This is a genomic window from Streptomyces sp. bgisy027 (assembly GCF_057710365.1).
In genome coordinates, this window is the sequence record NZ_JBYIVZ010000100.1 from 1 (window position 1) to 12,775 (window position 12,775).

Consider the following 12,775-nt stretch of genomic DNA (forward strand, 5'->3'; position numbering starts at 1 on the left):
TGCTCCCACCCAGGCAGGAACTGCGGTCGGTGCCAGGCCTCTTCACGCACTCCTGCGTCCAGCGCGAGCCAGTCAGCGGGGTCGGCGACATCCAGCGTGCTTTGAAGCGGCGCACCTCCCGCGAGCCGCGTCGCTGCCGCTGTCCCGTCCTCGATGTCCTCAGGCATTCCCGCCCCTCCAGCAGTCGTACCAGGTGATCGTAGGGGGCGGGGTTCGCGTAGGGCGCGAGAAATATGGCCCGTGATCGCCGAGGGCCGCCGCTCGACACCCCGCCAACCAGAAGCCGAACGCGGTGACATCGCCCCCTGCTTCGCTTGCCGCTGGTGACAGGTAGCGCGCCGCATCGGTGACAACCACCATGCTTTGTCGTACTGAAGCCGCAGGCCAGCGGATGCCGATGGTGACACCTATCGTGCTTCGGCTCACGACCGTCCACCAGTGCGCCAACGAGAGGTGCGATCGCGCCTTCGTCCGCCAACGCGGCCGCGCCGCACACCGCCAGCACCGCACCACCGGAGTGAAGTACTGCTCCCGCGAATGCGCCCGCGCCCAGGCCCAGCGCGAACTCTCGACGACGGCCGCAAGCAAGAGCCCATCGCCCCCTGAATGGCCGCCGGATTCGCCTGTCGTCACTCTCGGTGCGGAGCTGGCTGGCACGACCCCGCGAGAACGCATGGTGCCGTGAACTGCGTGCATCCGAGCTTTTCTGGATCCTCGCCGGTCCTGCAGACGAGTTGGTCCTCAGTCTCCTCCTCGGGCCGTACCGGGAAGGGGACGGCGCGCTCGCGTATGCCGCCGCCCCTCTCCTGGCCAAGTTGCCCGAGAACATCGTGTGGGAACGGGTGGACTTTGTGGCCGTGTTGCTGAAGACAGCGTCCCGGCTGTCGGACGATCTGTTCCGTCGTACAGTGGGAGGACTGCACTCCGCAATCTTCTCCGGCTTCCGGTTCGGAACTCCCGGCCAGCCAGACCCGGAAGACCTCGACATCATCGAACGCGCCCAGCGCATCCGCGCCGGCCTGCCACGGGGCTCTGCCGTCGACCTCTTCTACAAGGCACTCACGGACCGCGCGCAGCACAGCATCGACCGCGCGATCGCCGACGACCTCAACGACCGCTGACCACTCCACCGTAGATGTGTTCTTCGCGTCCGTCAGTGGGGAGCTTCGGCGCCGCCGCCCCGGCCGACCTGTTCCAGGACCCGCTCGTGCAGTGCGGCCCATCCGTCCGCGGGCAGGGGGACCGGGCTGCCGGTGAGGGTGTACCACTCATCGGCGTCCGTGTACTGGATCGCGATGCCGACGCGGCCGTCGGGCAGCAGGCGGGTAGCAACGGTGAGGTCGCCGGTGATGACGCCGACCTCGTCCGTCATCGCGCCGCCGGGCCCGGCCTTGACCTCGCTGACGAGCTGCTCCGGCTGCGGGGGGTGGGTGCTCATGCGGGGCAGGCATCCAGCATCTTGGTCAGCGCCGTCTTCTCCGGCTCGGTCACCGACAGCTCGTAGGTGGACTTCACCGACACCCAGGCCCGGGCGTACGTGCACCAGTACGCGTGGGACGGCGGCTTCCACTCGTCCGGTCCCTGGTCGCCCTTGGACCGGTTGGAGGCGGCGGAGACGGCCAGCAGCTGCGGGTGCGTCAGGTCGTTCGCGAACGCCTTCCGCTTCTCCTGCGTCCATGTGTTTGCCCCGGACCGCCAACCGTTCGCCAGCGGCACCATGTGATCAATGTCAAGATCGGAGGCGTCCGTGAACGTCTTGTCGTCGTACACGCTCACCCACCGGCCGGACACCGCCCGGCACTCGTTGTCCCGGGTGACACCTGTGCCGTCGCGCTCCAGAACCGTCTCGCGGGTGTTGCAGTGCTCCCCCTGCTCCGCCCAGTGGGGGAACTTGTCGCGGCTGTATCCGGACATCGAACCGTGCGGTGCCACCTTCAGCTCCGTCAGCTCCGTTCTGGCCTGCTCCGCCGACGGCACGCCCGGCAGTGTGCCAGCGTCGGCCTCGCCGCCCGGCGTCCCGGTGGAGGGTGAGGCGGACGGCTTGGCATCGCTCGCCCGGGGTGCCGCCGGATTGTCGATGGCCGTGCAGCCGGCCACAGCGAGTACGGCCACGGCCGCCAGGCCCTGCCCCCACCACCGCTTCTGACGTGCCATGACTTGCCGTGTTCCTCCCGCCGGTGACCGTTACGAGCCGTAGCGTACCCGCGCATCACCACTCGCTTCCCCCTCCTCACCCGTCCCGCCTCCTTGCGAGCGCTGGGGAGGATGCTATTGCCAACGGTAGGGCTTGACGCTGGGGTCGTAGGAGCAGGTGACCATGGTGCCGTTGGTGGCCCTCAAGGTGCGGCCGTGATCGGCACTGGGGCAGAACTGGCCGTCGACGACGGGGTGCCCGTTGGAAGTGCAGGCGTATCCCTGCTTGCCGTCGGAACAGGTGATCAGGGTGTCTCCGACGGGCTTGGAGGTGGCCGGGGCAGACGTGCGGGTCGGGGTCGGCTTGGGGGTTCGGGTCTGGGGCGGGGTGTAGGCGGGGTCGTTCGTCTCGTGGAGATAGCCGTGGTAACTGATCTTGCAGTCCCCGGCCCGCCTGGCGAGTTCGACGACGACGGTGTCGTCGGCCGTGACGAGGGTGCCGGGCCGGGGACTGGCATCGCAGACACGCCAGGAATCGTGGTCTTGGGCAAGGGTGACGTCCTTGTGCCGGGCGGCGGCTGTGACGCGTACACCGGGCAGGTCCTCGGCGAGTTCCTGCTGTGCCTCGTGGAACGTCCGGTCACGCAGGTCGGGCATGACCGCATCCAGGCTCGATGCCGCCGACGGGCCGGGCGTGGAGGCGGCGGTGGCGGACGGCGTGGCCTCGGCGGTTTGCGTGGCTGTCGTTGTGGCATCGTCGCATCCGACCACGGCGAGGACGCCGAGCAGCACAGCGGGGACAAGGCGATAGGACACTCTCACAGCAGACACTCCCTCTCTCCAGGGCTGGCGTTGCCCCAGCGTTTTAGGCCTGAGCGCGCCGAGCGTGAACACCGAGGGCCTCGCAGTCTGCGGGGCCCTGTGTACGGTCCGCTCGGTGGCCACAGGCCGGCTCCGCTCCTTGTACACACGGACGGCCCCGTCTGCACGCGCAGTTACCTTCAGCACCACGATTCACCAGTTCGAGTGACGACTGTCCCGTCGGGGTGGGGACACGACATGACGGCGTGCGCGACAACCGCTGGCGGCCACTCGCGCGGGCGGCTATGAGGTCGAAAAGGAACCGCTCAACGGTCCGCCCGGGCCGGGGTGTTGCTGTGCCGCATGCCCCTGCTCGGCAGTGCCTCGGGCGTGTGATGTGCAAGCGATTCTCGAGGTCGTTGAGGACGGCGAGGATGGGTTCCCAAAGCCCGCGCGCCACGGCGCTCATCGCTTCCCTGGCGCATACGACGAGAGCATGGGTGGCCGCGTACGGGTGCCCGCGTCCTGTCGGCTGGGCAGTATGCAGCGAGATGATGCCGGGGCACGCACGCAGAGCCGGGGAGGGAAGCTGGTGCAGTTTCAGTTACGGGTGGCGTCCAGTCGTCAGGAGAGCGAACTACGTTCTTTGCAGGGGTGGTTAAGCCGCGAGCCGGCGACGCGCGCAGCGGTGGTGTCGCAGGGCGGGCAGGCGCCCGCGCCCGGGTCGATGGGCCAGCTGTTCGACGTGCTGGAGCTGGTGACGGGAAATGGCTGGAGTGCAGCGTCGTTCGTCCTGTCGGTTCTCACGTGGCGGCAGACCAGACCCAGGCCGCCACGGGTGGTGATCCGGCGGGGTGATGTGGAGATCAGTCTGGCCGAAGGCAGTGAGGAAGAGGTGCGGGCGATGGTGGCCGCCCTGGAGCAGGGCGATGACGGGCCGCGGCCCGCGTCGTGAGCGGCCTTCCCGATCCTGTGCTGTCGCGAGCCGTGCTCATCGGTGTCAGCCACTATGTGCATCTCGAGCCGCTGCCGGCAGTGGCGAACAATCTGCCCGCCCTGGCCGAGGTGTTCACCAGCGGCGCCTCCTGGCACCTGCCTGCCGGGCACTGCGCGGTGGTGGCCGAGCCGGACAGCACCCCTGCGATGCTGGACGCGGTGCAGCAGGCCGCGGAGGTGGCCGAGGACACGCTGCTGGTCTACTTCGCCGGCCACGGACTGCTCGATGGTCGCGGTGACCTCTTCTTCGGCCTGCCCCGCTCCGTCGCCGGGCGCAGTCACACCGGTGTGACCTACCAGGCGCTGCGCGAAATCCTCACCGACGCCTCGACGCGGCGGTTCGTCATCATCCTTGACTGCTGCCTGAGCGGACGGGCCCTGGGCTCGATGAGCAGTGATGAGCTGCTCGCCGACCAGGCGGAGATCGAGGGCAGTTACCTGCTGGCAGCAGCCCCCGACAACGGTCTGGCGCTGGCACCGCCGGGGGCGCCCCATACGGCCTTCACCGGAGAACTGCTGGACATTCTGCGAGACGGCGTTCCCGGTCAAGCCCGGGATTTGGATCTGGATCTGGTCTACCGTCAGCTGCGCACAGGACTGGGTGCACGCGGGCTGCCGCAGCCGCAAAAGCGTGTCCGTAACACTGCCGGACGGCTCATCCTCGCCCGCAATCACGCCTACCGGCCAGCCCCGGCCAACGCGCCCACCGATCCGGCCAGCACTCCGTGGCCCGATCCCGGACAGTGCCACACCCCGCACGCGTTCCTGCAGGCACTGGCCGAAGTCAGAGCCGTCAGCGGCCACACCCTCGCCGCGCTCAGCCAGCGTGCCGACCCGCCCATTTCACCGGGCAGTATCAGTGCCTTGCTCAACCGCAGCACTCTGCCCCGGAGGTGGAAGACCACCGGCATCTACCTCACTGCCTGCGGCCTGCCGCCCGAGGAAGCTGAGGCATGGAAGACGGCCTGGCAACGACTGCGGGCCACCGAGCCAGCGACCCGGCCCGACCCGCCATCTGCCGATACCACACCCACGCCCCGCACGTGGCGGGCGCGTCTGGGCCGCGGCAGACGCCGGCCGTGAACCCGGCGTGAACGAAAAGGGCAGCCGTTACCGGCCCGCGGATGCCGAGGATGCAGGTGAGGAAGATGCAGATGAGGAGGGCTGGTCCGTGCTGCCCTGGGCATCCGAGCCGTGGGAAAACAGCCCCATCCAGGCACCCACCACCAGCAGACCCCCCGCTACCACGGCCGTGGACTTCTCACCCGCCCCGCCCTTCGAACCGCCCGCAGGCCGGTTTACCCAATGCCCAGCCCGGTAGTACTTCCCCGAACGCCCCGCCACGCCCAACACCCCCGAAACCAAACAGCCTGCGGCCAGCGGACCACCCGCCGCCGTCACGTAGTGTCGCAGCCAGGTCACCAACCAGACAGGAGATGCACAAAAATGACCGATACACGCCACAACAGAACGTGACGACAGGCCTACTGACCTGCAATCAGCGAGACAGCTGAAACGCCCGAGCAGCCATGTCGGTACGCGAGGACCCAGTGCAGGTCTCCCGAGTCCGGGCAGGCATGCCATGACCTGAGCAGCCCGGTTGCCGCCAGTCGGTCGAGCAGGGTGGGCAGTTCCGCGGGCGGGAGGCCACAGGCGCGCGCCATCTGGTCAAGCTCGCCCAGACCGCTGTCGGCGTGCGGGTCGGCGTGGGCCGCGAGGTAGGTGCTCGCCAGTTGCGGCAGCGGCCCGGTTGTTCCTGTTGTCGAGGAGGAGCTGGCGCGCAGTGCCCAGTCCGCGGCGCGCATCCGGTCGGGGCGGGCCGGGGCTTGGCCGAGCAGCGCGGCGTCAAGTAGTTCGGCAACAGTCTCGTTGGCCACGGTCGCGGAGATGATGCGCAGCCATCGTGCGTGCTCCAGCTCGCGCCATGGGCCCTGGACGGCGTTGAGGCGGAGGCTACGCAGCACGCCGTTGGGCAGCCGGACGTGCATGGTGGTGTTCATGCGGAGTGCGCACTGCAGTGCGAGCAGGCGCGCGGCGGCCGAAGTGCCCGCGGGGAGGGCGGCGGCCAGGTAGCTGAGGATTTCGCGTACCCGGGTCTGTTCGCCGGGTCCCTTGGGGCGGCGCCTGTGCCGCCGGGTGGTTGTCGGGTGCAGCGGTGCGTGGGCGAGGACGATGTCGGGTACTACGGCGGCCTGTGCTGTCGCTGCGGCGCAGGCGCTGCAGGCGTCGGCGAGCCGCCATAGTCGTCCGCCCCTTTCGCGTGCGAGGAGGAGGCGGATGGGGCCGGCGCAGCCGCGGTGGCGGGGGTGCCAGTGGCAGCCACGTTGATGGCATTGGCAGGTCCGCAGGTGCGGGGGGAGGAGGTTGCCGCGTACGTGGCGTGCGAGGTGGGCGAGGGCGGCGGCGCGTGGGGAGGCTGCGGTGATCTGCCCGCTGCCGCATTGCCTGCATACGAGAGCAAGCCCGCCGGGGTGCGGGCGCAGTTCCACGGTCCAGGCGCGTGGTGTCGTCGGACTTGCTGGGCGCAGCCTCATGGGCGCGTGTTCCTCCTGCCGTTTCCGCGCCGGCCCGGTTCTTGGGTAGGGGGACGGCCGCCCACCGTAGTGCAGACCTCTGCCCTCCCGCGGGCGCCGCCACCTGGGAAAATAGGGCAGAGGTATGCACTGGCAGTGCTGGGGTCTGCACCGTCGGATGGACGGGTGACGATCTTGCCGCCCGATCCGGACCTCACGGCGCTGCGGTTCGAACTCGCGCGCCTGCGGGCCACGCGCGGGTGGAGCTATGACGAGCTCGCCTCCCGCAGCGGCCTGGCCAGACGCACCGTCATCGAGATCGAGCAGGGCCGCACCATCGGCACGCTGAAGACCTGGCACGCTCTCGCCCACGCCCTGAACACCCCGCTCGACGAGCTCTTCAGCACCCTGTGCCGCGGGCACGACCTGCCGGGCCCGGCCCAGGACTGACTCCCCTCCCGAGTGCTGGTCGCAGATCACCCGAACCGGCGAGACCCGCTCGAACGCGCGATCAAGCGTTCGCACGCCAGTCGCACCGTATGGGGCTGACCGGGCGATCCGGCGGAGCTGCTGCGGCGAATCCGGCGTGTTGGCTGGCAGGTTCGCCCGCATGCGCTCCACACCTCCTCCCCCGGCCCGGCGCTGGGACGGAAGCCCCCTCGTCCACCACGTGCGCCGTTCCCTGCACGCCTGTCCCGACGGCGTCAGCCGGCTGCTGCGCTGCGGCCAGGGACCGGTGCCGCGAGTGCGGCAACCGGATCGAGTGGTACCACCGGGGTACTCAGCGGCCCGTCCGCCTTCATCCGCATGAGCTTCCGGCCGCCCGGGTGCCCGCCGTGTGCCGCTGGCATGTCAGCTCCGGTGTCGCCTACCCGGGTGGAGACGGCAGCAGCTGGTGCCGTCTGCCGCACGCCGTCGTCTGTCCCGCCCGCGACACTCCCCCGCCGCCTCCCGAGCTGACCGGGCTGCGCCGGTCGCTGGCCGTGAACACCCGCCGCCTGATCGACACCGGCGCCTTCACCCCTTGCCCGGCCTCCCCGAACAGCCCGGCACCCCAGCGAGGGGACTCGGCGGCCTGCCGCCCGGCCCGCCCCGTCGTGCAGCTGCTGTATGTGCGCTACCTCGCCGCCCGCCCGGTGGACGAGATCCAGTGCATCGCTCAGACCCGGCGCCGTCACCGCTGCACCGGCACCCTGCTCTCCCCCGATGCCCCGGCCGGCACCTGGAGGCTGGTACCGGCCACCGCGACGAGCGGTCAGCTGGCCCTGCCCGCCGCGGTCATGGCCCTCTACGACCTCAGCGGCATCCCGTACGCCGAGCAACTGCGCTGGCGCACCCAGCGCTGCCCGCAGCACGCCGCCATCCCAACCGCCGCCGACCTGGCAGTGGCCGACTGGGAATCCTTCGACCCCCTGCGCCACCACGAGCACATCCACAACCGCCTGCCCACCCGCACCCGACGCCCAGGCCCCACCGGCAGGGCACACGAGGCAGCCCGCCCATGACGCCCTTCCACGCCCTCGAGCTCACCCTGCCCAGGCCCGCCACCCAGGGCGAGCTCCGCCACGCCCACGAAGGCGTCCGGCCGCGAACGCGGACCGTACCCGGCTGATGGCAGTGCAGAACGCGCACAGCCCGGGCGGTGCCCTGCACGTGCTACGGCACCAACGGGGCACGCGACTGCCGATCGACATCCCGACCACGCACCACCCCACCCCCACCGGAGCAGCCGGGTTCTGCTTAACATCGCTCTCGGCCCCTCGCGCCGGTGCGGCCTCCCGCCGGGCCGCAGCAGCCCTGGGCAGCGGCCGCAGGATGTGCTCGGCCGGTGCGCGGCCGCGGACCGTGCCGGCATGAGCAGGAACGCGCCCGGCGCCCGGAGAACCGGCTCGAGAGCCTGCTCCCACCCCACCGTCGAAAAAGTCCTGGTCTGTACGGCCCGAATCCTGCCCCGCCGACATCACCACTGCATCCCGGCAGCGCCGTGAGCCCATCCCGGGCACTGCACCTTGCCGGGACGGCAGCCCACACCGCAGACCTCATTCTTCCTCCTTCCGATGCTTTTCTTCTCTTTCGCGGAGCTCTTGTTGCACACGCCCACCGACGAACAGGCGCACGCTGCCGACGTTTTCCGGGCCGGTCACCATCTCGTCCTGCAGGCCGGCGCCGGGACAGGGAAGACCAGCACGCTCGGCCTCCTCGCGGCCGGCACCCACCGCCGCGGCCGCTACCTCGCCTTCAACAAGAACATCGCCCAGGACGCCGCCGGCCGCTTCCCCCGCACGGTGCTGTGCAAGACCGCCCACGCCACAGCCTTCGCCGCCGTCGGTCACCGCTACACCCGCCGGCTCAACAGCCCCCGCCAGCCCGCGTGGAAGACCGGCCAGTCGCTCGGCATCACACGTCCGGTCCGCGTCGGCGCTCACGAGATCGGCCCCCGCGCACTCTCCCACACCGTGCTGCGCACCGTCACCCGCTACTGCCACTCCGCCGACCGCACCCTGACCCGCCACCATGTGCCACGACTGCGCGGCCTGGACACACCCGGCGACCATGCCCGACTTGCCGACGAGGTCATGCCGTTCGCGACGAAAGCATGGGCCGACCTGCACAACCCTGATCAAGGCGTGGTCCGTTTCGAACACGACCACTACCTCAAAATGTGGGCCCTCACCGCACCCACCATCGAAGCGGACTTCCTCTTCCTCGACGAGGCCCAGGACACCAACCCGGTCCTCGAGGAGGTCTTCGCCGCCCAGCGCGGCCATGCCCAGCTCGTCATGGTCGGCGACTCCGCCCAGGCCATCTACGGCTGGCGCGGCGCCCGCGACGTGATGACCGGCTTCGACGCCACGCCCCTCACCCTGACCCGCTCCTTCCGTTTCGGCCCGCTGATCGCCGAGGAAGCCAACCGGTGGCTCACACTGGCCGACGCCCCCATCCGCCTGACTGGGACCGACACCATCGCGACCGGCGTCGGCGGCCTCGACCATCCCGACGCGGTGCTGTGCCGCACCAATATCGGCGCCATGGCCGAAGTCATGCGTCTGCTCGCCGCCGGCCACCGCGTCGCCCTCACTTGGGGCGGACAGCAGCTGGCCGCGCTCGCCCTGGCGGCCCGCGACCTCAAGGACGGCCGCCGCACCTCCCACCCCGAGCTCGTGCTCTTCGGCTCCTGGGGCGAACTGCAGGACTACGCCGCCCACGACCCCGCCGGACGTGACCTGCAGCCCTTCGTCGACCTCATCGACACCCACGGCCCCGACGAGATCCTCGCCGCGATCGACCAACTCACCGGCGAGGAGCACGCCGACGTCACCGTCTCCACCGCCCACACCGCCAAGGGCCGCGAATGGCCCACCGTCCAGATCGGCAACGACTTCCCCCCGCCCAGGGACACCGACCAACACGACACCCAGGGACGCCCCGTGCCGGAACCCGTCAGCGACACCGACGCCCGCCTCGCCTACGTCGCCGTCACCCGCGCCCGCCACCACCTCGACCTCGGCGGCCTCTCCTGGATCAACACCCACCCCACCGCACCAAGCGCTGGCTGAAGCCCGCCAACGGGTAGCGTCATGGCCTGCGCGAGGTTATGCCCGGCTCCCCGCCGAGCAGCAGGCCCACCGGCCAAAAGGAGGCCACCACGATGACATTCACGCCTGTGGAGCGAGAGGCGATCGCCGCCCACTCTGCCGCTCTGGGCCTGTCCGCTGATGACTACATCCGTCAGACGGCAGCCGACCGGGCCCTGTCCTGGCAACGCGAGCGGGAAACCTTCCACGCAATGGCACTGCGACGTGGCTGCACTACCGACGAGCTCGTACAGCGCGGAACCCTCACCGACAACAGCCTCTAACCAGCCCGCATCCATGGCCGCTGGGGACAGCTGCCACGCGAGAGGTGCGGCTCGTCCGACAACGCCACTGCCGGTGGCTGGCCCGCCTGTTCAGCCCTGCGCGCGTGCTCCGCCTTGCCCTCTGGGAGAAGGCAGGCAGCCGCATCCGGACACCCTGACGTCGCTGCCGGGCTGGCTCAGGCGCGACGCAGGCTGGGGATGTGAAGGGCGCCGCGGTGCTCTATCAAGCCGCGGCTGACGCCGGGCACACCGCCTCACTGGCCTCCCTGGCCTGGCTCCGAGAGCGGGCAGGAAGCCTGGATGAAGCCGCCCAGCTGTACCAGGCTGCCATCGACACCGGACACATGGGAGCGATCGGTTACCTTGCCCGGCTACGGGAGCAGGCAGGCGACCGCAAGGAAGCCGAACGGCTTTGCTGGATCGCAGTAGAAGCCGGCCATACCCATGCGCTGCAGCCCCTGTGGGCAGTGTGGGATCAAGAAGACGGTCCGCAGAGGGCCGAACAGTTCGCGATGCGGGCCACCGAAGCCGGACACCCTGAAGTCGCTGGTCGGCTAGCGTACTTGAGAGAAGGCACGGGAGACCGCGAGGCAAGTATCCGTCTGTATCAGGCTGCGGCCGGCGCCGGAGAGACCAGGTCCCTGGCAGCCCTGGTCCAGCTGTAGGAACAGGCGAATGCCCATGAGGCAGCCGAACAGCTCGCGCTGCGCGCTGCCGGAGCCGGAGACGCCGAGCCACTGCTGGGCCTGGCGCACGACAGGGAGGATGCGGGGCATCTTGAGCAAGCCGAACGGCTGTGCCGTGCCGCCGCTGAACTAGGGCACGGCGAGGCCGCTGGGCGCTATCTGGTGCAGCTCCAGGAACGATCTGGCAGGACGCAAGAGGCCGAAGAGCATGGCCTCCGGCTCGCTGACGCTGGAGACACGGAAGCTCTGTGGCAGCTGCTGCAACTCCGAAAGCGCGTCGATGACAAGGAGGGGGCTCGACGGCTGTATCAGATCTTCACCCTGGACGCCGGACTCGCTCGCCTGGACTACGCCATACCGTGGCTGTACGACGAGGAGACGGGTCGTCGTCTCGGGTGCTTCGGCCTCGAGGCCGACGGCACGCCCACAGACCCGGACCAGTGGCGGGAGACAGCGAGCCGCCCCTGATCAGGCACTTTTCACCTGACGCGGAGGGGACGCTGGAGCCGGTGTTATCGCCTGCTTGAGTGGCTGCCTCACCATGCCCCGGCGCGACGGCGATGCGATGCTGTGGTGGCGCCGGGCAGAGTCACGAACGCCGGTGCCGCATCATCGGTGGCGGCCTTCGACGAACTCCACATGTCCCAAGGTCTGTTCGGCGAACAGGGTGTTGACGCGTCCGGCTCGTCTGTCACCGTCACGACTATTTCCTCCCCTTTGTCGATCGATTTTCAGCCGATTACCTGATTCGCGGGAGAGAATGTTTCCGATTCCGCGTCGCCTGTCAGACCCTTCGTGCACGATGAGCGCCGTCATGCTCACTGTGTGCAAGGAGAGATCGTGAGCCAGGGGTCGGCAGGCGCGGCGGGTAACGGCGATCCGCTGAAGCCGGGCCGCCGTGTGCGCTACATCAGGGATGAGATCGTCCCGTCCGCGCAGCGGATGGTGCTGGGCAACGCGCTATGCGCGCGCCGCACGGCCATCGGTCTCAAGCAGGAGGAGGTCGCGCGGCTGCTCGGCGCCTCGAAGTCCAAGGTGAGCCGCATCGAGACCGGGCAGCATCAGTTCAAGGAACAGGATCTGGCCCGGTTCTTCGGCATTTACCAGATCACCGACCCGCTGGAACAGGCCCAGCTGCGGGAGCTGGCGGAGGAGGCCAACCAGCAGCCCTGGTGGCAGCCATGGTCGGCAGTGGCCCCGAAGCACCTGCAGGCGGTGGTCAGTTTCGAAGATATGGCGCAGCGGATCAGGGTGTACGAACCGCTGCATCTGCCTGGTCTGCTCCAGACGAAGGCTTACGCGCGGGCGGTGATCGCCGGCGGCAGCGCGGATGTGCACCACCGTCAGGCCCTGGTCGATCTGCGGATGAAGCGCCATCAGCGCTTCGAGGCGGCCGGTGCTGACAAGAAGCTCATCTGCGTCATCGACGAGGGTTCGCTCAAGCGCCGGTACGGGACACCGCAGGTCATGCAGGAACAGCTGGAGCACCTGATCGGCTTGGCGGGCAGCCCCCGGTATCTGATCCGAATAGCGGAGCAGGACCGCTACGACCTCCCGGTGCACCTCGGGTCCACCACCATCTGGGACTTCTCCGCGCAGATACTCCCCGATATCGCCTATGCGGAGGTCTTCGACGGCGGGCTGATCTTCCAGGACGAGGAGCAGGTCGACAAGCGTACGAAGGCGTTCGACCGCTTGAGGCGGGCGTCGTTGTCCCCTCAGCGGTCGGTGCAGCGGATCAAGGACCTGCTGGGTTCGGGCTATTACCGCAGGCCGTAGGCGGGCGG

The 12,775-nt window shown here is 69.4% G+C and carries 15 protein-coding genes; 9 read left to right on the forward strand and 6 right to left on the reverse strand.

The genetic code is table 11. The features are described from left to right. Positions 1 to 815 precede the first annotated feature (815 nt). The gene (locus AC3ETA_RS46980; RefSeq protein WP_432199028.1) at positions 816 to 1,121 is read left to right on the forward strand and encodes a hypothetical protein; all 306 of its coding nucleotides are present in this window, start codon (positions 816 to 818) and stop codon (positions 1,119 to 1,121) included. A gap of 32 nt (positions 1,122 to 1,153) precedes the next feature. On the opposite strand, the gene AC3ETA_RS46985 is transcribed toward AC3ETA_RS46980, so the two are convergent. From AC3ETA_RS46985 to AC3ETA_RS46995, 3 genes are all read right to left on the reverse strand, one after another. Next, entirely contained in the window at positions 1,154 to 1,438 is a 285-nt protein-coding gene (locus AC3ETA_RS46985; protein WP_432199029.1) for a hypothetical protein, read from the reverse strand. After that, entirely contained in the window at positions 1,435 to 2,154 is a 720-nt protein-coding gene (locus AC3ETA_RS46990; protein ID WP_432199030.1) for an HNH endonuclease family protein, read from the reverse strand. Before AC3ETA_RS46990 ends, AC3ETA_RS46985 begins: the two co-directional genes overlap by 4 nt. A gap of 114 nt (positions 2,155 to 2,268) precedes the next feature. Continuing rightward, positions 2,269 to 2,949: a PASTA domain-containing protein gene (locus tag AC3ETA_RS46995; protein WP_432199031.1), complete on the reverse strand. Its 681-nt coding sequence runs from the start codon at positions 2,947 to 2,949 to the stop codon at positions 2,269 to 2,271. Positions 2,950 to 3,526: 577 nt separating this feature from the next. Between AC3ETA_RS46995 and AC3ETA_RS47000 the strand changes: the two genes are divergently transcribed. Next, positions 3,527 to 3,889, forward strand: a complete 363-nt coding sequence (locus AC3ETA_RS47000; protein ID WP_432199032.1) for an effector-associated constant component EACC1 — start codon at positions 3,527 to 3,529, stop codon at positions 3,887 to 3,889. Continuing rightward, positions 3,886 to 5,013 (forward strand): caspase family protein, encoded by a 1,128-nt coding sequence (locus tag AC3ETA_RS47005; protein ID WP_432199033.1) that lies wholly within the window; start codon positions 3,886 to 3,888, stop codon positions 5,011 to 5,013. The genes AC3ETA_RS47000 and AC3ETA_RS47005 overlap by 4 nt, the downstream gene beginning before the upstream one ends. Before the next feature lie 401 nt (positions 5,014 to 5,414). Here AC3ETA_RS47005 and AC3ETA_RS47010 read toward each other — a convergent pair whose 3' ends face one another. Then, a complete protein-coding gene (locus AC3ETA_RS47010) occupies positions 5,415 to 5,930 on the reverse strand; it encodes a hypothetical protein (RefSeq protein ID WP_432199034.1) in 516 nt (171 codons plus the stop codon). 699 nt (positions 5,931 to 6,629) lie between these two features. Here AC3ETA_RS47010 and AC3ETA_RS47015 point away from each other — a divergent pair. From AC3ETA_RS47015 to AC3ETA_RS47035, 5 genes are all read left to right on the forward strand, one after another. Continuing rightward, complete coding sequence (locus AC3ETA_RS47015; protein WP_432199035.1) at positions 6,630 to 6,893, forward strand: helix-turn-helix transcriptional regulator; 264 nt, start codon at positions 6,630 to 6,632, stop codon at positions 6,891 to 6,893. A gap of 89 nt (positions 6,894 to 6,982) precedes the next feature. Continuing rightward, on the forward strand, positions 6,983 to 7,948 hold the full coding sequence (locus AC3ETA_RS47020) for a DUF6083 domain-containing protein (RefSeq protein ID WP_432199036.1): 966 nt from the start codon (positions 6,983 to 6,985) through the stop codon (positions 7,946 to 7,948). A 582-nt stretch (positions 7,949 to 8,530) separates the two neighbouring features. Next, positions 8,531 to 10,000 carry a UvrD-helicase domain-containing protein gene (locus AC3ETA_RS47025; protein WP_432199042.1) on the forward strand — a complete coding sequence of 490 codons (1,470 nt, stop codon included), beginning with the start codon at positions 8,531 to 8,533 and terminating at the stop codon, positions 9,998 to 10,000. Between the two features lie 92 nt (positions 10,001 to 10,092). Continuing rightward, entirely contained in the window at positions 10,093 to 10,302 is a 210-nt protein-coding gene (locus AC3ETA_RS47030; RefSeq protein ID WP_432199037.1) for a hypothetical protein, read from the forward strand. A gap of 200 nt (positions 10,303 to 10,502) precedes the next feature. Beyond that, entirely contained in the window at positions 10,503 to 10,967 is a 465-nt protein-coding gene (locus tag AC3ETA_RS47035; RefSeq protein WP_432199038.1) for a hypothetical protein, read from the forward strand. Positions 10,968 to 11,117: 150 nt separating this feature from the next. On the opposite strand, the gene AC3ETA_RS47040 is transcribed toward AC3ETA_RS47035, so the two are convergent. Both AC3ETA_RS47040 and AC3ETA_RS47045 read right to left on the reverse strand, forming a co-directional pair. Next, a complete protein-coding gene (locus AC3ETA_RS47040; protein WP_432199039.1) occupies positions 11,118 to 11,252 on the reverse strand; it encodes a hypothetical protein in 135 nt (44 codons plus the stop codon). Between the two features lie 345 nt (positions 11,253 to 11,597). After that, entirely contained in the window at positions 11,598 to 11,804 is a 207-nt protein-coding gene (locus AC3ETA_RS47045; protein WP_432199040.1) for a hypothetical protein, read from the reverse strand. Positions 11,805 to 11,828: 24 nt separating this feature from the next. Between AC3ETA_RS47045 and AC3ETA_RS47050 the strand changes: the two genes are divergently transcribed. Then, positions 11,829 to 12,767, forward strand: a complete 939-nt coding sequence (locus AC3ETA_RS47050; RefSeq protein ID WP_432199041.1) for a helix-turn-helix domain-containing protein — start codon at positions 11,829 to 11,831, stop codon at positions 12,765 to 12,767. Positions 12,768 to 12,775: the final 8 nt, after the last annotated feature.